A 20261-nucleotide genomic window follows, 5' to 3' on the forward strand; every position below is an offset into this window, starting at 1 on the left:
ACTGCGCGAGAAGCCCCACCGGGCCGCGGACGAACGACCCGGACCCAGCGCTACAACAGCTCCCGCAAGCGCTCGGCGAGCAGGTCCCAGCGCCACTTCTCCTCGACCCAGGCGCGCCCCCGCTCCCCCATCCGCGCCCGCAACTCGGCATCGAGCAGCAACGGCACCACCCGGTCCGCCGCCTCCTCGGGGGAGCCACCCCGGACGACCCACCCCGTCTCCCCGTCGAGCACGGCGTCCGGCGCCCCGCCGGAGTCCCCGGCGACCACGGGCAGCCCGGTGGCGGAGGCCTCCAGATAGACGATGCCGAGCCCCTCGACGTCCAGGCCCCCGCGCCGCGTCCGGCACGGCATGGCGAACACGTCACCGGCGCCGTAGTGCGCCGGAAGCTCCTCCCACGGCACCGATCCGGTGAACCGCACGGAATCCGCGACCCCGGTCTCCACGACGAGCCGCCGCAGCTCCTTCTCGTACGGCCCGCCCCCGACGACGAGCAGCACGGCGTCCGGCACCGAGGCCAGAATCCGCGGCATGGCCAGGATCAGCGTGTCCTGCCCCTTGCGCGGCACGAGCCGCGAGACGCACACGACGACGGGCCGGTCCGCCAGCCCGAGCCGGGCCCGGACCACGTCCCCGCCGGATCCGGGGTGGAAGGTCTTCTCGTCGACCCCGGGCGGCAGTTGGACCATCCGCGCCGCTGCCTCGGGCGTCAGCGCCGCGGCGATCCGGGAGCGCGTGTACTCGCCCAGATAGGTGATGCAGTCCGTCGACTCGCCGATCCTGCGCAGCAGTTGGCGCGAGGCGGGCAGCTGCGCCCACCCCGCCTCGTGCCCGTGCGTCGTCGCGACCAGCCGCCGCGCGCCGGCCTTGCGCAGCGCGGAGCCCATGAGCCCGAGCGGCGCGGCCGCCCCGAACCACACCGACGTACAGCCGTGCTCCTTCAACAGGCCCACCGCGCGCCGGGTCACCCGCGGCGTCGGCAGGAGCATCGTCGTACGGTCGCGTACGACGGTGAACGGCTGCTCGGCGTCGAACGCCGCGGTCGCCTCGGCGCCCTCCCGGCCGTGCTTCCACGTCGAGGCGTACACGACGAGCCGCTCGGGATCGAGCCGCAGCGCCATGTTGTGCAGAAACGCCTGGATGCCGCCGGGGCGGGGCGGGAAGTCGTTGGTCACGAGCAGCGTCTTGTGTGTCTGGTGCATCGCCGCCGACAGTACCGAACGGGGCGGCGGATCGCGCCACGCCGCCGGGTTCCATGGCCACGGCACAGTTCTCCCCGGCATGATGACTCGAATGAAGACGCGAAATCCCACCGCACTCCTGTTCACCTGGGCGCTGACCAGGACCCTGCTGCTGCTCTGCGTCTTCAAGGTCGTCGTCGTTCCCGGACCGGACGTGACCAGCGATGTCTCGGTGATCTACCACGGCTGGTTCGACATCCTGCGTACCGGAACGTTCCCTCTGGACGACGTGACGTGGCAGTACCCGCCGGCCGCGGCGGTCGCGATCCTCTCCCCGGCCCTGCTGCCGTTCCTCGCCTACGCCTCCGCGTTCTTCCTGCTCGCCTTCCTCGCCGACGCGGTCGTCTTCCTGATGCTGCTCCACATGTCCGACCGCCGGGGCGCGTCGCGGCGCGGCGTGTGGGTGTGGGTCGCCGGTCTGCCGCTGCTCGGGCAGACGGTGTACGCGCGCTACGACGTGATGGTCACCGCCGTCGCGGTCGCGGCGGTGCTCGCCGCGGCCCGGCACCCGAAGGCGGCCGGGGTGCTGGCCGCGATCGGCGCGATGCTGAAGGTGTGGCCGGCGCTGCTGCTGCTCGGCACCCGGCGCGGCCGGGCCACCCGGGAGTCGTGGGGCGCCGCCGCGCTGACGGTGGGCGGACTGGTCCTGGCCTTCGTCGTCGCGATGCCCGGCGCCATGGCGTTCCTGACCTTCCAGCGGGACCGGGGCACCGAGGTCGAGTCGCTGGGCTCGCTCGTCTTCCATGTGGCGCGGCAGTTCGGCTGGTCGGGCACGGTGCAGCTGAACTACGGCTCGGTGGAGTTCCTCGGCCCGTACGTGGACCTCGTGAGCATGCTCGCCCAGGTACTGACCGCGCTCGCCTTCGGCTGGCTGCTGCTGTGGCGGCTCAAGGCACGCGCCTGGGGACCGGCCACGCTCGCCGACGCGGCGCTCACGGCGGTGCTGCTGTTCACGACGACCAGCCGGGTCATCAGCCCGCAGTACATGCTGTGGCTGGTCGGGCTCGCGGCGGTCTGCCTGCTGTTCCGCGAGAGCCGGATGACGCTGCCGGTGTGGCTGGTGCTCGCGGCCACGTTCGTCACCTTCCTGGAGTTCCCGATCTGGTTCTCGCACGTGGTCGCGAGCGACGCGCTGGGCCTGACCCTGCTGCTCGTCCGCAACGGCCTGCTGGTCGTGGCGTCGCTGTCGGCCTGCCGCCGCCTGTGGCGGGCGACGGTGACCGAACCGCGCCGGGCCGAGCGGCGGCAGCTGCCCGCTCAGGCCGCCCGCGAGAACTCGGTGATCGCCTCCTGAGCCGCCGTCCGCCGGGCCAGGACCAGCAGGGCCGCGCACTGCACGGCCATGGCGGCGCCGAGCGCGGCGCACACCCCGGGCAGCCCCCACAGCTCTGACAGCCAGAAGGCGCACGGGAGTTGCAGGGCCGTTCCCAGCACCGTCACCCGCAGCACCCGCCCCGCGCCGCCGCTGCCCTCGAAGACACCGCCCAGCGCGATGAAGGCGGCCATCAGCACCAGGTACGGGCCCACGCAGCGCAGGAACAGGGCGGCCTCGGCGGTGACGGCGTCCGGCGCCCCGAACGCCCGCGGCAGCCACGGCGCGAGGACGAGGAAGAGCCCGGCGGCGACGAGCCCCACCGCCCCGGCCACCAGGACCGCCTGCCGCCCGACGGCCCCGCACTCGTCGTGGCCCGCGCCCCGGCGGTGCGCGGTGTGGATGGAGGCGGCCTGACGCACCGCGTAGGCGGCCATCGTCGCGACGTAGAGGATCTTGTAGGCGACGGCGTACGCGGCCACCGACGTCACACCGAGCCGGGCCACGACCGCGACCAGCGCGAGCGCGCCCGTCTGCCGCACGGTGAAGTCGGCGGACATGGGCAGGCCGGTGCGCAGGGTGCGCCGCACGGAGGCGGTCAGCCGCTCCCCCGCGGCCGCCGTCCGCGCCGCGCGCAGCACCGCGTCGCGCCGCATCACCACCACTCCCACGGCCAGGGCGACCAGCCGGGCCGCCACCGTGGAGACAGCGGCGCCCACGACCCCGTACGCGTGGATGAGCAGCGGGTCGGCGGCGAGGATCAGGCCGTTCGCCAGCAGCGCCAGCCGCATCGGGGTGCGGGTGTCGCCCGCGCCCTTGAGGATCCCGTCGACGAACTGCTGCGCGAAGAAGACGGCCATGCCGGGCATGGAGACCGCGAAGTACGACGTGGCGAGCCGCAGCGCGCCCTGCTCGTCCCCGCCGCCCAGCACGAGCCGCGCCAGGTCCGCCCGGAACAGCCAGCCCCCGGCCACGACGAGCGGCACGACCAGCGCGCACAGTCCGGCCCCGCCGCGCACCGCGGCCCGCACCGCGCCGGAGTCGCCGGCGCCCCGCGCGTGGGCGACCAGCACGGTGGTGCCGGAGCCGAAGACGAGGGCGACCCCGAGCAGCACGTTCTCCACGTTCGTGGCGACGGCGACGGCCGCGACGGCGTCGCCCCCGAGCCGGGCGACCCACACGGTGTTGATGATCCCGGCCGCCACGGAGGCGAGCAGGGAGAAGTAGACGGGCCGTGCCAGCCCGATGAGTGTCCTGCGGTGTTCGGCGTCCGTCATTCCCGCCCCGGTTCCCATCCCAGCCCCTATGCCTCGATTCGAGGTACCTATTACCTCGAAAAGAGGTAGCATGGGCGCCGAGCCATTCACAAACCCGGACGGAGGCCGCGTGCTGGAGCTGCCGATTCTCGGCTTCCTCTGTGAACGGCCGCTGCACGGCTATGAGTTGAAGGAGCGCATCACCGCGCTCAGCGGCCATGTCCGCCCGGTGAGCGACGGCGCGCTCTATCCGGCGATCACCCGGCTCGTGGCGGCGGGCCTGCTCGACGAGCACACGGCGCCGGGCACCCGGGCCGCCCGGCGGCGCGTGCTCACGCTCACCGGCGCGGGCCGCGCGCACCTCCTCGACCGCCTCCGCCGGCCGAAGGACACCGAGATCAGCGACCACACCCGCTTCAACACGCTCCTGGCGTTCCTGCGCCATCTGCCGGACCCCGCCGAGCAGGCCGCGGTCCTGCGCCGCCGCCTGGAGTTCCTGGAGACGCCCACGAGCTTCTTCTACGACGCGGAGGGCCGGCCGGTGCGCGCGGAGGAGCCGGACGACCTGTTCCGGCGCGGCATGCTGGAGGTGGCGCGGGCGACGGGCCGGGCCGAGCGGGCCTGGCTGCGCGAAGCCCTCACCGCGCTCGACGGCTGACGGCTCAGCCCAGCTGGTCGCGCACGTAGGCCCGCCAGCGCGCCTCGAACTCCCGCTCGTCGATGCCGAGCACGCTCTGGAGCGCGCCGTCCACGGCACCGGCCCGCTGCCGGTGCCCGCCGACCGCCTTGTAGAAGGCGTTGAGCTTCCCCTCGCCCCAGTCGTCGGCGATCATCCGGCAGGCCAGCCAGCCGCTCTCGTAGGCCTGCGCGAGATCGGCGGAGTCGCCGCTGAAGCCGAAGTCGGCGTCGTCCGGGAGGGAGCCGGGGGCCGAGCCGCCGCGCACCGCGCGCTGGAGCTCGGGCGCGGCCTGGGCCGGAGTGCGGCCGCTGCCGCGGTACCCGGCCCAGTCCGCGTACCCCTCCGACAGCCACAGCGGGGTCGCCGCCGAGGTGTCCGCGCGCGTCGCCACGTGCGTCGTCTCGTGGGTGAGGACGACCTGCTTGCCGAAGTACCCGAGCACGCTGTACGCCTCGGGATTGACGATGATCCGGTCCGCGGGCGCGGTGCCCGAGCCGCCCGCCTCGCCCGTCGTGACGGCCGCGATCCCCTGGTAGCCGGCGGCCGGCGCGCCCAGCAGCCCGCCCATGCCGTCCAGCGACTTGGGGACGACGACGACCACGCGCCGCGCCCAGCCGGTGCCCCACGCGCTGTCCACGGCCGGAACCGCGTCGTCCGCGTCCTCGGCGTAGGAGCGGAGCACCGCGCGGCGCTGGCCCACGCCGAGGACCAGGCTGTGCGCGCCCTTCACCACCGTCACCCGGCCCTGCTCCCACAGCTGCTCGGCGGACTTCTTCGCGGGCCGGTCGCCGGTGACGTACCAGTGCCCGGCCCGCTGCCGGAGCGTGAGCGTGCGCTCGGTGACGACGGGGGCCTTGTCGTATCCCTCGACGCGGTAGCGCAGTTCGGCGGTGGCGGTGGCGCGGGCGTGCTCGGTGCGGCCGAGCCGGGTGAGCCGGTAGCTCCAGCCGTCGAGCGGCACCTCGGCGAGGTCGGACAGGAGCGTCGGGTCCGCGTCCCCGGTGGCCCGGTACGCCGTCGTGTCCCCGGCGACGACGGCCGCGGCCCGCCGGTCGAGGACGTGCTGCACGGCGGTCGAGCGGGCGTCCGCGGGCGCCCCGCCCCCGCCGCACGCGGGCACGGCGACGAGCAGGGCGCCGAGCGCCACCAAGGAGCCCGCCCTGCTCATCGCACGCCGACGACCAGCCATCTTTCCGATCGTACGGTGGAGCGGGGCCGGAGTACCTACGGCCGGGTCACGGATGAGACGGGCATCATGCCGACGGGGTCGTAGCGGACCGCGGCGCCCGGGTAGGGCGCGTGGATCACCTGCCCGTTGCCCGCGTAGATGCCGATGTGGCTGGCGTCGCTGCGGTAGGTGACCAGATCGCCGGGCCGGGCCTGCGACAGGGACACCTGCCGCCCCGCGTACCGCTGCTCCTGCGAGGTGCGCGGGAGGCCGACGCCCGCCTGCGCGTACGACCACTGGGTCAGGCCCGAACAGTCGAACCCTGAGGGCCCGCTGGCCCCCCAGACGTAGGGCTTGCCGAGCGCGGACTGGGCGGCGGCCAGGGCGGCCGCGGCACGCGCCGAGGAGGCCGGGCCCGCGCCCGCCAGGTCGGGGCGGGCGCCGCCGCGCGAGGCCCGCTCGTAGGCGGCCCGGTCCGGCGCCGCCAGGGAGTTGAGCAGCCGCCGCGCCTTGGCCAGCTTCTTCTCGACGGTGTGCTTGTGCCGGGCGACGGCCTTGCGGCTCTGCTCCAGCTCGGCGAGCTGCTGCTGGGCCTCGGCCCGCTGCTGCGCCAACTGCCGCTGGGCGTCCTGCAGTTCCGCGAGCTCGTCGGCCTGCCGGGCGCTGATCCGGTCCATCGTGCCGGCCCGGTCGAGATAGCCCTCCGGGTCGGAGGAGAGCATCAGGACGAGCGAGGGATCCATGCCGCCGCTGCGGTACTGCGCCCCGGCGACCATGCCGAGCGCCTGCCGCATCCTGTTGATGCGCTCCTGCCCGCGGGCCACCTCGTCCTGGGTCCTGGCCAGGTCCTTGCGGAGCCGGCCGGCGCGCTCGTCCGCCTTGTTGAAGGACTCGGTGGCCTGCTCCGCCTGCTCGTAGAGGCGGTCCACCTCCGCCTTGGTGTCGGCGGGCCTGTCCTGCGGCGCGGCGCCCGCGGGAGCGGCGCCGCCGAGCGCGGCGGCGGCTCCCGCCGCGGCCACGGTCAGGACGGTGACACGCGTACCGAGCTCGAATCCTGACTGCCGAGAGTGCGCTGTACGGCGATGGGACCCCACGGGCGGCAGCTCTCCCTTCCGCTGACGGTCCCCCACGCTTGGGCTCGGGGGAAGTGCGGGCCGACAGTAGCCGCGCGACCACCCCCCGACCAAAGACCCTGCACGGGCCGCACACACCTGCGCCCCGCCTCTGACGCAGGTCATGGGCGGGGCGCGGGGTCAGCGAGAGGTGTCGGGATTCGCCCGAACGGGCGCGTTTTCCGATCTCCTCAGGCCGTTGGTACGAGGATCAGATGCGGACGCCGAACTGGAACGAACCGATCGTGCTCATCGACTCGTAGCGGACGACGGCACCGGGGTGCGGGGCGTGCAGCACCTGGCCGTTGCCGGCGTACAGGCCGACGTGCGCGAGGTTGTTGAAGAAGACGAGGTCACCGGGCTTGAGCTGGCTCATGCCTATCTTGGTGCCGTCGTTCTGCTGCGTGTACGTGGTCCGGGTGATGCCGACACCGGCCTGGTTGTACGCGAACTGGGTCAGGCCCGAGCAGTCGTACGAGTTGGGGCCGGTGCCGCCGGAGACGTACGGCTTGCCGAGCTGGGTGGCGGCGGCGCTCAGGGCGGCGGCGCCGAACTTGGAGGCGGCCGCCTCGTTGCCGAGGTCGACGCGGCTCGCGGCGGAGCGGCTGGCGCGGGTCTCGGCGTCGGCCATCCGCTGGCGCTCGGCGGCGGTCAGGGAGTTGAGGAGCTTCTGCGCCTCGCCCAGCTTGCCCTGGACTTCCTTCTTCTTCTTGCCGAGCTCGGTGCGGGTGTCGGCGAGGTCCTTGAGCTTCTCGGCGGCCTCGGCGCGCTCCTGGGCGAGCGTGCGCTGCTTCGCCTGGACCTTCTTCAGCGACTCGAGCTGCTGCGCGGAGAGCGAGTCGAGGGTGGACGCCTTGTCGAGGTAGTCGTCCGGGTTCGCGGAGAGGAAGAGCTGGACCGAGGCGTCGATGCCGCCGGAGCGGTACTGCTCGCTGGCCATCGCGCCGATGCCGGTGCGCAGTTCGTTGAGCTCGTCCTGCTCGCGGGCGACCTTGTCCTGGAGGTCGCCGATCTCCTTCTCGAGCTTCTTCTGCTTCTCCTTGGCCCCGTTGTAGAGGTCGGTGGCCTTCCCCGCTTCTTCGTAGAGCTTGTCGACCTTGGCCTTGACCTCGCTCTTGTCGGGCTTGGGGGCGGCGTTGGCCGCCTGCGACGTAAGGGCCACGGCAGCGGCGGCGGTCGCGGTGAGCACGGTCACGCGGGTGCGGCTCGGCTGCTTGGGTCGACGGTGGGACGCCACGAAGGCGAGCTCCTTCTTCCTCCAGCCGCCCAAAGAACACCCGATGGGCGGTGCCCCTCCACCGTCACTCACCTCATGTGAGTGATCAACCGAGCGGAGGTTCGAGGCCCGACCCTAGTGACCTACTTGTGATCAGTTCAAATCCTGTCGGGAAAAATCTCGGTCACCGGCTGCATTCTTTGCACTCAACTCACATGCAGTGATGTCGCTTTGACGCTACGTTGCGTGAAGGTTTCGCCAATTCGGGCAAGCGGAACGGAGGTTGCAGTTCCGCCGAATGGGGACATCAGCCCCGCGAGAGGCGCTTCAGCAGCATGACGGACGCAACCGGACGCGCACCTGCCTTCGCCACCCCGTCGGCGACCTCGCGGTCCGTCGAGACGACGATCACCGGCCGGCCGGGCGGCTCGGCGCGCACCAGCTGCCGGATCAACTCGTCGGCCGTGACACCCGCCTTGGAGAACAGCACCCGCACCCCGCGCGGCGGCGCGAGCAGCACCGGCGCGGCCAGCTCCGCACCGTCGAAGACACAGGTCACCTCGGCGCCGGTCTGCGCGGCCAGCTGCGAGAGCGAGCCGAGCAGCCGCAGCCGCTGCTTCTCCAGCGGCATCGTCGGATAGCCGGTCTTGGTGACGTTGTAGCCGTCGACCACGAGGTGGGCCTGCGGCAGCGCCAGCAACTGGTCGAGGATCGCCGGGTCGTGCTCGTGCAGGGCGCGCGCCGCGATGTCCTTCGGGGTCATCTTCCCCGGCTCCACGGCGTCCACGGAGTCGGCGGGCCGCGCCGACACGGGCGGCAGCGCCAGCTCCCGGCGCAGCCCCTGGGCGGCCTCGAGCACGGTGTCCAGGAGCAGCCGTACGCGCATGTCCTCGACGCTGCGCCCCTCGCGGGCCGCGCGCCGGGAGGCCTCCAGGGCCGCCTCGACCTCGCCGAGCCGCCCCTTCAGCCGCCGCGTCTCGCTCTCGGCGGCCGACACCTGCGCCTGCGCCTCGGCCCGCGCCGCGTCGATCTCGCCGCGCGCCTTGCGCACGGCGGCCTCGCCGCGCTTGACGTCGCTCTGCGCGGAGCGCAGCTTGCGGTGCACGGCGTCGGTCTCGCGGCGGGCCGCGTCCAGCTCGGTGCGCAACCGTTCCGTCTCGGTCCTGGTCTGGGTCTGCGCCTCGGCGAGCTCGGCGCGCAGCCGCTCCAGCTCGGCGCGGGTCTCCTCGTCGGCGCGCTCGGCGTCGGCGCGCTGCGCCTCCTCGCCGGCGGCGGCGACGAGCTTGACCCAGCCCGTGGGGCGCAGCACGTACGCGGCGGCGGCGACGTCGAGGGGGTCGGCGGCGGGCGGCGGCGAGCCGGACTCCAGGGCGCCCGCCAGCTCGGGCTGCGCCTCACGGAACCGCTCGGCGATCCGCTGCCGGAAGATCGTGTCGCTCTCCACGGCCGCGGCCATCGCGTTGCCCGCGAACTTGGCCCGCCGCGTGGGGGTGAAGCGGGCATACTGCCGCAATTGCGGCGGAAGTTCGCCGACGGTCAGCCCGCCGAAACCGTCGGAGACGATCTGCACGACCCGACGCCGTACGCCTTCGGGCAGCGGCCGGTCGAGCACCTCGGCGGCGGCCGGCTCAGGGTCTTTGGCCTCCCCGCCCGTGCTCTGCACCATCCGTCACCCCAACTGTCTCGAGTGCACCGGCTCCGTCAGGAGTCGGTGCCCGGCCTGTCGACAAGTTCCACTTGGTCCACCGCGTTGCACCAGCGGCAGCGGACCGACTCGATGGTCTCACTGACCACGTCGCGTTCCTCGACCTTCGGCTCACCGGCCAGGTCGAGATGGACGTACTCGACGACCTTCGAGGAGCGCGTCACGTCGAACCGCGTCAGGTTGCCGCACAGCGTGCAGCGCCAGCGGGTGGTGGCGGTCGGCAGGGGAACCGTCATCTCAGAGCATCTCTTCCTCGCGCGTGCACGGCGTGGTGCGTGGTGCTTGCTGTATTGCCCGTAACCCTACGGCCTGCCGTACGCCGCCCGCTCCCCGCCTTGCGTCATGCTCTTCCCATGATCGGCGACGGGCGCGACACGACCGGAAAACTCGGAAAAGTGACCGCATTCCTCAGGGAGCACCCGGCCCCGGTCACGTACGGCATCATCGCGCTGTGCTGCGGGGTCTTCGTGCTCTCCCCCGCCTCGGGCTTCAATCCCACCTATGGCACGGGTGCCCGCCTGCTCACGGAACAGACCGCCTATTTCGATCGCTGGGGCGTGGTGCCCGCCGAACTCTTCACGGGATCGGCGCGGGCCGCCCTCACCCCGCTCACCGCTCTGTTCGTGCACGGCAGCTGGCTGCACCTGCTGGGCAACATGCTCTTCCTCTATGTCTTCGGAGCGATGGCCGAGGAGCGCATGGGCCGCGTCCAGTACGCGCTCTTCTACCTGATCACCGGCTATCTGGCGCTGTTCGCGTACGCGCTCGCGCACGCCGACTCCGACCAGAGCCTGGTCGGCGCCTCCGGGGCGATCTCGGCGGTCCTCGGCGCCTTCCTGTACCTGTTCCCCGGGGCGCGGGTGACGAGCCTGTTCCCGTTCCTCCTCTTCCTGCCGCTGCGCTTTCCGGCCTGGGTGGTGCTGCCGTTCTGGGTGGCGCTGCAGTGGGCGGCCGCGGGCCAGGACACCCAGGGGCCCGCGGTCGCGTATCTGGCGCACCTCGTCGGCTTCTCGCTCGGGTTCCTCTACGCGTGGGTGCGGTACAGGGGCCGGGCTAAGGTTGAAGCGACCCATGCCACGGCCACCGAGGGAGACAGCCAGCCGTGATCACCGCGATCGTGCTCATCAAGACCAGCGTGGACCGGATCCCCGAGATCGCGGAGTCGATCGCGGCCCTGGACAGCGTCAGCGAGGTCTTCTCCGTCACCGGCACCTACGACCTGATCGCCATGGTCCGCGTCGCCCGCCACGACGACCTCGCGGATGTCATCCCCGGCCGGATCAGCAAGATCCAGGGCGTCGAGGCGACGGACACCCACGTCGCGTTCCGCACCTACTCCCAGCACGACCTGGAAGCCGCCTTCGCCATCGGCCTGGACGGCTAGAAGCGCCCCGCCAGGGGCGCGGGGAACTGCGCGAGCAACCACTGAAAAGCCGCAGACGCACTGCCCACGAACCAGGCAGACGCGACTGCGGCTTTCATGATCGGCCGAGCCTCACGACGCCGGAACACACCGCCCCTGCTCGGTGCGGTAGCTCCACGCGGCACCGTCCCGGACCAGCTCGGTGACGGCCGCGACGAACCGCTCGACGTGCTCGTCGGGCGTCCCGGCGCCGAAGCTGACCCGGATCGCGTTCAGCGACTTCTCCCCGGGCGCCGCCTCGGGCGCCCCGCACTCGCCCTGCGTCTGCGGGTCGGAGCCGAGCAGCGTGCGCACGAGCGGGTGGGCGCAGAACAGCCCGTCCCGCACGCCGATCCCGTACTCGGCGGAGAGCGCGGCGGCGAAGTGCGAGGAGTTCCAGCCCTCCACCACGAACGAGATGACGCCGACGCGCGGGGCGTCGTCCCCGAACAGCGAGAGCACCTTCACCTCGGGCACGGCGGCGAGCCCGTCGCGCACCGTGCGGATCAGCTCCTGCTCCCGCGCGACGAGGCTGTCGAACCCGGCCTCGGTGAGCGCCTTGCAGGCGGAGGCGATGGAGTAGACGCCGATGACGTTCGGCGAACCGGCCTCGTGCCGGGCGGCGCTGTCGTGCCACTCCACGTCCACGCCGCCGTCCGCGCGCCGGGCGACCTTGCGGGAGGCGCCGCCGCCGGCGAGGTACGGCTCGGCCTCGGTCAGCCAGTCGGAGCGTCCGGCGAGCACACCGGAGCCGAACGGCGCGTACAGCTTGTGGCCGGAGAAGGCGACCCAGTCGACGTCGAGGTCCTGGACGGAGACGGGGTGGTGGGGCGCGAGCTGGGCGGCGTCGAGCACGATGCGGGCACCGTGCGCGTGAGCGGCCGCCGCCAGCTCGCGCACCGGCCAGAGCTCACCGGTGACGTTGGAGGCACCGGTGACGCAGACGAGGGCCGGGCCGTACGGGTCCCGGTCGGCCAGCGCCCGCTCCAGGGTGGCGACGGCCTCGTCGGGGGTGCGGGGCGCGTTGAGGTAGGTGACCCGCGCGTCGCGCCACGGCAGCAGCGAGGCGTGGTGCTCGGTCTCGAAGACGAAGACCTGGCAGTCGGCGGGGAGCGCGGCGGCCAGCAGGTTGAGCGAGTCGGTGGTCGACCGGGTGAAGACGACCTGGTCGCCCTCACGGCAGTCGAGGAACTCGGCGACGGTCTTCCGGGAGTTCTCGAAGAGGTCGGTGGAGAGCTGGGAGAGGTACCCGGCGCCGCGGTGCACGCTGCCGTAGTACGGGGCGTACGCGGCGACGTCGTCCCACACGCGCTGGAGGGCCGGCGCGCTGGCGGCGTAGTCGAGGGCCGCGTAGGTCACCTCGCCGCCGGTGACGAGCGGGACGGTGACGTCCCGGCCGAGCACGGGCAGCGGGGCCGCGATGTCGGTGGGGGCAGAGGTACAGGCAGCAGCGTCGACGGAAACAGACATGGGTGAACTCCCTGGCGCGGTAAGCGAATTGACCATGCCGAAGCCACGACTGAGCGCTACGGAACAGGGCTCGACGGCATGGAAAGAAAAGTGGAACGGGTACGCAGAGGCGGGGCCGAAACGCCCTATCGCATTCGCTTGCTCACGAGACTGCTCCCTTGAGGACCAGGACCCCAGGGTGTGCAGGGGTCCGCGCTTGCCATAGACCTCGCTGCCTACGGCCTGGTCTTCACCCAGGGCACCCCGCCACGGACGGAGGGTTGCCGGACAGCGGGCTGGGGCCTCGATCGCTGTCACTCATGACCTTGTAGATGATCCTGCCACACGTATCCCGAATGGCAAGGGCGCAGTCCATCTCCTGAGACAGGAAGGACTGCGCCCTGCGTCACATTCAGCGGTTGCTGGCGACGACCCACCGCTCCAGGGTGGCCTTCGCGGCGCCGGAGTCGATCGACTCGGCGGCCCGCTCCATGCCGGCCCTGATCTGCTCGACGAGCGTGCCGCTGCCGGGGCGTACGGCGACGAGCGCGGCGGCGGAGTTCAGCAGCACGGCGTCCCGCACCGGCCCCCGCTCGCCGTCGAGGATCCGCCGGGCGACCTCGGCGTTGAACGACGGGTCGCCGCCGCGCAGCGCCTCGATGCCGACCGGCTCGATGCCGACGTCGCGCGGGTCGAAGACCTCCTCGCGCACGGCTCCGTCGCGCACGACCCAGACCCGGGAGGTCCCGGTGATGGTCAGTTCGTCGAGCCCGTCGTCGCCGCGGAAGACCAGCGAGGAGTTGCCGCGCTCGGCGAAGACCCCGGCGACCACCGGCGCCATCCGCGGATCGGCGACCCCGACGGCCTGCGCCTTCACCCGGGCCGGGTTGGTCAGCGGGCCGAGCAGGTTGAACACCGTACGGATGCCGATCTGGCCGCGGGCCGCGCCCGCGTACCGCAGCGCCGGGTGGAACTTGACCGCGAAGCAGAAGGTGATGCCCGCCTCCTCGGCCACCTGGGGGACGCGGGCCGGCGTCAGGTCCAGATTGACGCCCAGCTTCTCCAGCACGTCGGAGGAGCCGGAGGCGGACGAGGCCGCCCGGTTGCCGTGCTTGACGACCCTGGTCCCCGTGCCCGCGATCACGATGGCGGACATGGTGGAGATGTTGACGGTCTTCGCGCCGTCGCCGCCCGTGCCGACGATGTCGACGGTCTCGCCGGGCACCTCGATGGTGTTGGCGTGCTCGTACATGGCGCGGACCAGACCGGTGATCTCCTCGACGGTCTCGCCCTTGGCGCGCAGCGCGACCACGAAGGCGGCGATCTGCGCGTCGGTCGCCTCGCCGCTCATGATGCGGTCCATCGCCCAGGCGGTGTCGTCGGCGCTCTGGTCGCGGCCCTCCAGGAGCCCGTTCAGCACACTGGGCCAGGAACGGCCCGCCGCGGTGTCGCCTCCAGCGGGGGTCAAAGCGCTCATGGCCGCTCCTGTGATGTTGTCCGTATGCGTAGGGGAACGCACCCACCTTATCGAGCGGCGGGGACGGCAAAGAGCCCCCGTCCAGTGCCTGGACGAGGGCTCTTGCCGTGGCGGTCAGCGTCGAGGTGGTACCTCGGAGATCAGTGGTGGCCGTGGCCGCTGGTGATCTCCTTGTACTCCTCGGCCGTGGGCTTGGGGATCTGGTTGTGCTCCCCGTAGTAGCCCTTCGACAGCTTGGCGCGCAGCTTCTGCGTACGCGACACCTTGCGCTCCACACCGTTCTCGTCGACCGTCGGGCCGATCTCGGCGGGCTTGTACTGCTCGTGCGCGGTGAGCGTGTGCAGGGCCTCCGCGTCGAGCGGCTCGTGGACCTCGATGAACTCACCGTGCGGCAGGCGCTTGATGATGCCGGACTCGCGTCCGTGCAGCACCTTGTCCTTGTCGCGGCGCTGGAGGCCGAGGCAGATCCGCTTGGTGACGATGAAGACCACGATCGGCATCACGAAGAAGCTGACGCGGACGAACCAGGTGATCGCGTTGATCGACAGGTGGAAGTGCGTGGCCCAGAGGTCGTTGCCACCACCGATCATCAGCACGAAGTACCAGGAGATCCACGCGGCACCGAAGGCGGTGCGCGTCGGCGCGTTGCGCGGGCGGTCCAGGATGTGGTGCTCGCGCTTGTCGCCGGTGACCCAGGACTCGATGAACGGGTAGACCGCGATCGCGACCAGGACCAGCGGGAAGATCACCAGCGGGACGAACACACCCAGGACGAGCGTGTGACCCCAGAGGTTGATCTCCCAGCCCGGCATGACACGGATCAGGCCTTCGGAGAAGCCCATGTACCAGTCGGGCTGGGCGCCGGTGGAGACCTGGTCCGGACGGTACGGGCCGATGGCCCAGATCGGGTTGATCGAGGCGATCGCCGCGACCACCGCGATGACACCGAAGACCAGGAAGAAGAAGCCGCCCGCCTTGGCCATGTAGACCGGGAGCAGCGGCATGCCGACGACGTTCTTCTCGGTCTTTCCGGCACCCGCGAACTGCGTGTGCTTGTGGTAGAAGACCAGGATCAGGTGGGCCACCATCAGGCCGAGCATGATGCCCGGCAGCAGCAGGATGTGGACCGAGTAGAACCGCGCGACGAAGTCGCCGCCCGGGAACTCGCCGCCGAAGAGGAAGAACGACAGGTACGTGCCGACGATCGGCACGGACAGGACCGCGCCCTCCATGAAGCGGACACCGGTGCCGGACAGCAGGTCGTCGGGGAGCGAGTAACCGGTGAAGCCGGTGAACATGCCCAGGACGAACAGCAGGAAGCCGAACAGCCAGTTGACCTCACGCGGCTTGCGGAACGCACCCGTGAAGAACACGCGCATCATGTGCACGAACATGCCGGCGAGGAAGATCAGCGCGGCCCAGTGGTGGATCTGCCGGATCAGCAGACCACCGCGCACATCGAAGGAGATGTGCATGGTCGAGTTGAACGCCTCGGACATCAGCTGACCCTGCAGCGGGATGTAGCTGCCGTGGTACTCCACCTCGTTCATCGACGGGTGGAAGAACAGCGTCAGGTACACACCCGTGAGGATGATGATGATGAAGCTGTACATGCAGATCTCGCCGAGCATGAAGGACCAGTGGTCCGGAAAGATCTTGCGCATGTTGGACTTGGCCAGGGAGTAGATCCCGAGGCGTCCGTCCGCCCAGTCGGCGACACGCTCACCGGCCGGTGCCTTCTCGCGAGAAGGCGCGTCGTTCGTGGTTGCAGTACTCATCCGCGCTCCCAGAAGGCAGGACCGACGGGCTCAGCGAAGTCGCCCTGCGCCACGAGGTAGCCCTCGGCGTCAGCGGCGATGTGCAGCTGCGGAAGGGCGTGACCGGCGGGGCCGAAGATGACCCGGGCACCGTCGGAGAGGTCGAAGGTGGACTGGTGGCAGGGGCAGAGCACGTGGTGCGTCTGCTGCTCGTACAGGGAGATCGGGCAGCCGACGTGGGTGCAGATCTTCGAGTACGCGACCACACCTTCGTGCGACCACTCGAGCTCCTGCTTGTCCTTGATGTTGTCCGGCTGGATACGGACGAGCATCAGGGCCGCCTTGGCGATCTCCTTCTGGAAGTCCTCGTCGTGCTCCTCCAGGCCCTCGGGCTTGGCGAAGGTGAGCGAGCCGACCGCGATGTCCGAAGCGCGCAGCGGCTCGTTCGTGTTCATGTTGACGAGCTTCAGGCCCTTCTTCCAGGCCGTGGTGCGCAGCTTCTTCTCGGGCAGCGGCCCGAGGTCGCGGAGCAGGACGACGCCGGAGAGCGGCACCAGGGCCAGCGCGCCGAACATCGTGTTGCGGATCAGCTTGCGCCGGCCGAACTGCGACTCCCGCGCGCCGTCCGCGAAGTCGGCCAGAACCTGGGCCTTGACCTCGGGCTCGGCCTCGATCGGGTGACGCTCGGAGGCGATCTCGACGTCCGACATCAGGGTGCGGGCCCAGTGGACCGCGCCCGCGCCGATGCAGAACAGCGCCACGCCCAGGGTCGTGCCCAGGGCGAAGTTGAGCGCGCTGATGTGCCCCAGCGGGAAGATGTAGACGCTCTTGTGGGCGTCGATGGTCACGTACGACGCGATGAAGCCGATGGTGGCCAGCATCGAGACGGTGAACAGCATCGCCACGACGCGCTCGGACCGCTTGGCGGCCCGCTCGTCGATGTCCTGGATCCGGTGCTCGTGCGGGGGCAGGCCCGGGTCGGCGAAGGGGTTGTCCTTCGTCGGCTCGACGGAACCGTGTCCGTCACCCTGCGCTTCCGGCAGGTTCTCTTCTGGAATGTCTTGGCTACTCATGACTTCTTGGCCTTTGCGGTCCGAGCGGCAACCCAGATGGCGACGGCGATCAGCGCGCCGAGACCGAAGATCCAGGCGAACAGACCCTCACTGACCGGGCCGAGCCCGCCCAGCTTGAGACCACCGGGGCTCTCGGACTTGTCGCCGTTGACCGCGTCGAGGTACGCGATGATGTCCTTCTTGTTCTGCTTGGTCATCGTCGTGTCCGGGAAGGACGGCATGTTCTGCGGGCCGGTCTGCATGGCCTCGTAGATGTGCTTCGGGCTGACGCCCTCGAGGCTCGGCGCGAACTTGCCGTGCGTCAGCGCGCCACCTTCACCGGTGAAGTTGTGGCACTGGGCGCAGTTCGTGCGGAACAGTTCGCCGCCCTTGGCGACGTCGGCTCCGCTCGGGTCGTAGTCCTCCCTGCTCGGGGCGACCGGACCGGCGCCGAGAGAGGAGATGTACGCGGCGAGCTGGTCGATCTCGGCCTGCGAGTAGATGACCTTCTTGCGCGGGACCTGAGCGCCAGGCTGCTGGGCCGGCATACGGCCCGTGCCGACCTGGAAGTCGACGGCGGCGGAGCCGACGCCCACGAGGCTCGGCCCGTCGGAGGTGCCCTGACCGCCGGTTCCGTGGCAGCTGGCGCAGCCTACGGAGTAGAGCTTCTTGCCCTCGTCGATGGCGAGGGACTGGGCGGTTTCATCGGCCTGCGCCTTGTCCGCGGGCGCGAACGCGGCGTAGAGCCCCCCGGTGGCCGCCAGCGCGAGGAGTAGGACGACGACCGCCGCCAGCGGATGGCGTCGTCGTGCGGAGAGCTTTTTCACGGATTACCCCGGTGTCAGGATCTTCTGCGTCGGTGCTACGGGAATGTTTCGGGTGCTTCGCCCGATGCTGCGATCTGCGAACTACTTGATCAGGTAGATCGTGGCGAAGAGGCCGATCCATACGACATCGACGAAGTGCCAGTAGTAGGACACGACGATGGCTGCGGTCGCCTGCTCGTGAGTGAACTTCCGGGCCGCGTACGTCCTGCCGAGGACGAACAGGAAGGCGATGAGGCCGCCTGTCACGTGCATGCCGTGGAAGCCGGTGGTCAGGTAGAACACCGAGCCGTACGGGTCGGAGGAGAGCGAAAGCCCGTCCTTCTTGACCAGCTCGGTGTACTCGAAGACCTGACCGCCGATGAAGATCGCACCCATGATGAAGGTGACGATGAACCACATCCGGAGCTTCTTCACGTCCCCGCGCTCGGCGGCGAAGACGCCGAGCTGGCAGGTCAGGGAGGAGAGCACCAGGATCGTGGTGTTCGTCGCGGAGAACGGAAGGTTCAGGCTGGACGCCATTTCCTTCCAGTGATCCGGTCCTGTCACCGATCGCAGGGTGAAGTACATCGCGAAGAGGGCCGCGAAGAACATCAGCTCGGAACTCAGCCAGATGATGGTTCCGACGCTGGTGAGGTTCGGTCGATTGACCGACGGGTGCGCGTGCCCGGTTTCTACTGTCGTTGCTGTCGCCACGACCGACATTATGTCGGTCGCTTATCTCGCCCTCACTCCGGGGGGTGCCGTTCGGAGTGTCTGGGGGGTGTGTCCAGCCCATATGGCCCATCGGAGGCGTGTGCGAAGCGCTGTTGACGGGGTGTCGGGAGGAGTAGGCTCCGCGCCAACGACGCCCGTAAGACGCCGATGTCTGCCGATGTCTCGGAGGAACGATGCAGTCGACCGCGACGGTCCTGGTCTACAGCGACGACGCCAACACCCGCGAGCAGGTCCGGCTCGCGACCGGACGCAGGCCCGCATCCGATGCCCCCGAGGTCCAGTTCATCGAGTGCGCGACGCTCCCCGCGGTCCTGAAGGAGCTGGACCGGGGCGGGATCGACGTGTGCGTGCTGGACGGCGAGGCCGTGCCGGCCGGGGGCATGGGGGTCTGCCGGCAGATCAAGGACGAGATCTTCCGCTGCCCGCCGGTGCTGCTCCTGATCGGCCGCCCCCAGGACGCCTGGCTGGCCACCTGGAGCCGCGCGGACGCCGCGGTGACGCTTCCGGTCGAACCGGTCGAATTCGCGGACGCACTGGCCGCCCTGCTGCGCGCACGGCTCGCCGTGGGGGCCTGACACGCGCCGACTCCCGTACGCGGACCGCGTACGGGAGTCGGAAGTCTCACACCCGGGGGCTTCAGAGCTGCGGGCTGAGCCGCGCCTGGTGCACCGGGTCGGGCGTGTCGGTGGTGTTCAGGGCGCTGCCCTTGCCCCATTCCTTCCAGCCGAGGTTCCAGTCCCCGAAGCCGTTGCCGAAGGGGTCCATCTCGTCGCCGTAGCTGTTGACGACCTTGACGATGTCGCCCTTGTGGAAGGTGTCGAAGAACCACTCGGCGTTCCCGGTGCTCATGCCGGTGCAGCCGTGGCTGACGTTCGCGGCACCCTGGGAGCCGGTGGACCACGGCGCGGCGTGCACGTATTCACCGCTCCAGGTGACCCGGGTGGCGTAGTACACGGGCAGGTCGTACGAGTCCGACGAGCCCTCGGAGATGCCGATGCTGGTGCCGCGCATCCGGACGTAGTACTCCTGCCCGAGCACGACCTTGGTGCCGTTGCGGGTCTCGAAGCCGGGCTTGCCCGTGGTGATCGGGATGGAGTTGATCTCCTCCCCGTTGCGGTACACCGTCATGTAGTGCGAGCCGGCGTCGGTGATGGCCACCAATTTGTCGCCGGTGGTGATGGTGAGCGGCTTGGACTTGCCGCCCCACAGCCGGTCGGTGACCTTGATGCCCTGGAGATTGCTGCGGGCCGTGATGGTGGCGTGGGCGGGCCAGTACTCCTTGGGGCGGTAGTGCAGTTCCTTGCTGTCCACCCAGTACCAGGAGCCGTCCACGGCGGGCTTGGAGTCGACCTTCAGGGCGCGCTCGACGATGGCGCGGGCCTTCGGGTCCTTGACGGGCTTGTTCAGCTCGGCGACCAGGGGCTGGCCCACGCCGTACTTGCCCGCGTCGGGGCCGAAGGTGACCTTGAGGGCCTTCTCCTTGGCCGGGTTGCCGGTCTCGAAGGTGAGGACCTTGCGGCCCTGGGCCCCGTCCTCGTCCTCGGTGGAGACCCGGACCGTGTACTGGGCCTCTGCGGCCAGCGGAGCCGTGGAGTGCCACCGGCGGCCGTCGGCGGCGAGTTCGCCCGCGACGTAGCGCCCCATGGCGTCCGTGGCGGTCACATCGGTGATGCGTGCCTCGTCGCCCTGTGCGGTGACTTCAAGCGGCTTGTCCGGATCCGCCTTCTTGGCTCCCACGGGCCCGCTGAAGGCGATCTGGTCCGCCGCGTCGTACGGCGCGGCGGAGAGCGGGTGCGAGGAGCTGCCGCAGGCCGTGAGGCCCGCACCGAGGGCCGCCACGACGAGGGTGCAGCCCAGAACCGTACGGATGCGCGGTGAGTGGTTCATGAACAGA

At 70.8% G+C, this 20261-nt stretch carries 19 protein-coding genes and 1 riboswitch; of the genes, 5 read left to right on the forward strand and 14 right to left on the reverse strand.

Annotated elements, in window-relative coordinates; all coding sequences use genetic code 11:
- Window positions 1–50: 50 nt before the first annotated feature.
- Window positions 51–1202, reverse strand: a complete 1152-nt coding sequence (locus ABII15_RS10955; protein ID WP_353942103.1) for a glycosyltransferase family 4 protein — start codon at window positions 1200–1202, stop codon at window positions 51–53.
- A gap of 91 nt (window positions 1203–1293) precedes the next feature.
- Here ABII15_RS10955 and ABII15_RS10960 point away from each other — a divergent pair, with 91 nt between their 5' ends.
- Window positions 1294–2535, forward strand: coding sequence for a glycosyltransferase family 87 protein (locus ABII15_RS10960; RefSeq protein ID WP_353942104.1), 1242 nt, complete (start codon window positions 1294–1296; stop codon window positions 2533–2535).
- On the opposite strand, the gene ABII15_RS10965 is transcribed toward ABII15_RS10960, so the two are convergent.
- Entirely contained in the window at window positions 2499–3830 is a 1332-nt protein-coding gene (locus tag ABII15_RS10965) for an MATE family efflux transporter (protein ID WP_353942105.1), read from the reverse strand. The genes ABII15_RS10960 and ABII15_RS10965 overlap by 37 nt on opposite strands.
- Before the next feature lie 109 nt (window positions 3831–3939).
- Here ABII15_RS10965 and ABII15_RS10970 point away from each other — a divergent pair, with 109 nt between their 5' ends.
- Window positions 3940–4467: a PadR family transcriptional regulator gene (locus ABII15_RS10970; protein ID WP_353942106.1), complete on the forward strand. Its 528-nt coding sequence runs from the start codon at window positions 3940–3942 to the stop codon at window positions 4465–4467.
- Window positions 4468–4471: 4 nt separating this feature from the next.
- Here the strand turns inward: ABII15_RS10970 and ABII15_RS10975 are convergent, their stop codons facing one another.
- The 5 genes from ABII15_RS10975 to ABII15_RS10995 all read right to left on the reverse strand — a co-directional run bounded on the left by ABII15_RS10975 (window position 4472) and on the right by ABII15_RS10995 (window position 9925).
- The gene (locus ABII15_RS10975) at window positions 4472–5677 is read right to left on the reverse strand and encodes a hypothetical protein (protein WP_353942107.1); all 1206 of its coding nucleotides are present in this window, start codon (window positions 5675–5677) and stop codon (window positions 4472–4474) included.
- Window positions 5678–5712: 35 nt separating this feature from the next.
- Window positions 5713–6750 (reverse strand): NlpC/P60 family protein, encoded by a 1038-nt coding sequence (locus tag ABII15_RS10980; RefSeq protein ID WP_353942108.1) that lies wholly within the window; start codon window positions 6748–6750, stop codon window positions 5713–5715.
- A gap of 229 nt (window positions 6751–6979) precedes the next feature.
- Complete coding sequence (locus ABII15_RS10985; protein ID WP_353942109.1) at window positions 6980–8005, reverse strand: NlpC/P60 family protein; 1026 nt, start codon at window positions 8003–8005, stop codon at window positions 6980–6982.
- Window positions 8006–8291: 286 nt separating this feature from the next.
- Entirely contained in the window at window positions 8292–9650 is a 1359-nt protein-coding gene (locus ABII15_RS10990; protein ID WP_353942110.1) for an NYN domain-containing protein, read from the reverse strand.
- Between the two features lie 35 nt (window positions 9651–9685).
- On the reverse strand, window positions 9686–9925 hold the full coding sequence (locus ABII15_RS10995; protein WP_111661836.1) for a hypothetical protein: 240 nt from the start codon (window positions 9923–9925) through the stop codon (window positions 9686–9688).
- 159 nt (window positions 9926–10084) lie between these two features.
- Between ABII15_RS10995 and ABII15_RS11000 the strand changes: the two genes are divergently transcribed.
- Window positions 10085–10795, forward strand: coding sequence for a rhomboid family intramembrane serine protease (locus tag ABII15_RS11000; RefSeq protein ID WP_353942111.1), 711 nt, complete (start codon window positions 10085–10087; stop codon window positions 10793–10795).
- Window positions 10792–11073, forward strand: a complete 282-nt coding sequence (locus ABII15_RS11005; protein ID WP_353942112.1) for an Lrp/AsnC ligand binding domain-containing protein — start codon at window positions 10792–10794, stop codon at window positions 11071–11073. Before ABII15_RS11000 ends, ABII15_RS11005 begins: the two co-directional genes overlap by 4 nt.
- 111 nt (window positions 11074–11184) lie before the next feature.
- On the opposite strand, the gene ABII15_RS11010 is transcribed toward ABII15_RS11005, so the two are convergent.
- The 6 genes from ABII15_RS11010 to ABII15_RS11035 all read right to left on the reverse strand — a co-directional run bounded on the left by ABII15_RS11010 (window position 11185) and on the right by ABII15_RS11035 (window position 18355).
- Window positions 11185–12561, reverse strand: coding sequence for an aminotransferase class V-fold PLP-dependent enzyme (locus ABII15_RS11010; protein WP_353942113.1), 1377 nt, complete (start codon window positions 12559–12561; stop codon window positions 11185–11187).
- Window positions 12562–12748: 187 nt separating this feature from the next.
- A riboswitch (SAM riboswitch) is annotated at window positions 12749–12866 on the reverse strand.
- Window positions 12867–12952: 86 nt separating this feature from the next.
- Window positions 12953–14017, reverse strand: a complete 1065-nt coding sequence (gene trpD / locus ABII15_RS11015) for an anthranilate phosphoribosyltransferase (protein ID WP_353942114.1) — start codon at window positions 14015–14017, stop codon at window positions 12953–12955.
- A 140-nt stretch (window positions 14018–14157) separates the two neighbouring features.
- Window positions 14158–15795 carry a ubiquinol-cytochrome c reductase cytochrome b subunit gene (locus ABII15_RS11020; protein ID WP_353942115.1) on the reverse strand — a complete coding sequence of 546 codons (1638 nt, stop codon included), beginning with the start codon at window positions 15793–15795 and terminating at the stop codon, window positions 14158–14160.
- Window positions 15792–16847, reverse strand: coding sequence for a Rieske 2Fe-2S domain-containing protein (locus tag ABII15_RS11025; RefSeq protein ID WP_353942116.1), 1056 nt, complete (start codon window positions 16845–16847; stop codon window positions 15792–15794). The genes ABII15_RS11020 and ABII15_RS11025 overlap by 4 nt, the downstream gene beginning before the upstream one ends.
- On the reverse strand, window positions 16844–17653 hold the full coding sequence (locus tag ABII15_RS11030) for a c-type cytochrome (protein ID WP_353942117.1): 810 nt from the start codon (window positions 17651–17653) through the stop codon (window positions 16844–16846). The genes ABII15_RS11025 and ABII15_RS11030 overlap by 4 nt, the downstream gene beginning before the upstream one ends.
- An 81-nt stretch (window positions 17654–17734) precedes the next feature.
- Window positions 17735–18355, reverse strand: coding sequence for a heme-copper oxidase subunit III (locus ABII15_RS11035; RefSeq protein WP_026246331.1), 621 nt, complete (start codon window positions 18353–18355; stop codon window positions 17735–17737).
- A gap of 185 nt (window positions 18356–18540) precedes the next feature.
- On the opposite strand from ABII15_RS11035, the gene ABII15_RS11040 reads away from it, so the two are divergent.
- Window positions 18541–18942, forward strand: a complete 402-nt coding sequence (locus ABII15_RS11040) for a hypothetical protein (protein WP_353942118.1) — start codon at window positions 18541–18543, stop codon at window positions 18940–18942.
- A gap of 61 nt (window positions 18943–19003) precedes the next feature.
- Here ABII15_RS11040 and ABII15_RS11045 read toward each other — a convergent pair whose 3' ends face one another.
- A complete protein-coding gene (locus tag ABII15_RS11045; protein ID WP_353942119.1) occupies window positions 19004–20254 on the reverse strand; it encodes an Ig-like domain-containing protein in 1251 nt (416 codons plus the stop codon).
- Between the last annotated feature and the right edge of the window lie 7 nt (window positions 20255–20261).

The organism is Streptomyces sp. HUAS MG91, assembly GCF_040529335.1.
In the GTDB taxonomy this organism is placed as follows: domain Bacteria; phylum Actinomycetota; class Actinomycetes; order Streptomycetales; family Streptomycetaceae; genus Streptomyces; species Streptomyces tabacisoli.

Bases quoted from the DNA above. Each gene is read 5' to 3' on its own strand.
- ABII15_RS11025 (WP_353942116.1), bottom strand. From the start codon at position 16,847: ATGAGTAGCCAAGACATTCCAGAAGAGAACCTGCCGGAAGCGCAGGGT.
- ABII15_RS10990 (WP_353942110.1), bottom strand. From the start codon at position 9,650: ATGGTGCAGAGCACGGGCGGGGAGGCCAAAGACCCTGAGCCGGCCGCC.
- ABII15_RS11010 (WP_353942113.1), bottom strand. From the start codon at position 12,561: ATGTCTGTTTCCGTCGACGCTGCTGCCTGTACCTCTGCCCCCACCGAC.
- ABII15_RS11020 (WP_353942115.1), bottom strand. From the start codon at position 15,795: ATGAGTACTGCAACCACGAACGACGCGCCTTCTCGCGAGAAGGCACCG.
- ABII15_RS11040 (WP_353942118.1), top strand. From the start codon at position 18,541: ATGCAGTCGACCGCGACGGTCCTGGTCTACAGCGACGACGCCAACACC.
- ABII15_RS10975 (WP_353942107.1), bottom strand. From the start codon at position 5,677: ATGGCTGGTCGTCGGCGTGCGATGAGCAGGGCGGGCTCCTTGGTGGCG.
- ABII15_RS10995 (WP_111661836.1), bottom strand. From the start codon at position 9,925: ATGACGGTTCCCCTGCCGACCGCCACCACCCGCTGGCGCTGCACGCTG.
- ABII15_RS10965 (WP_353942105.1), bottom strand. From the start codon at position 3,830: ATGACGGACGCCGAACACCGCAGGACACTCATCGGGCTGGCACGGCCC.
- trpD (WP_353942114.1), bottom strand. From the start codon at position 14,017: ATGAGCGCTTTGACCCCCGCTGGAGGCGACACCGCGGCGGGCCGTTCC.
- ABII15_RS10960 (WP_353942104.1), top strand. From the start codon at position 1,294: ATGAAGACGCGAAATCCCACCGCACTCCTGTTCACCTGGGCGCTGACC.
- ABII15_RS10955 (WP_353942103.1), bottom strand. From the start codon at position 1,202: ATGCACCAGACACACAAGACGCTGCTCGTGACCAACGACTTCCCGCCC.
- ABII15_RS11045 (WP_353942119.1), bottom strand. From the start codon at position 20,254: ATGAACCACTCACCGCGCATCCGTACGGTTCTGGGCTGCACCCTCGTC.
- ABII15_RS11035 (WP_026246331.1), bottom strand. From the start codon at position 18,355: ATGTCGGTCGTGGCGACAGCAACGACAGTAGAAACCGGGCACGCGCAC.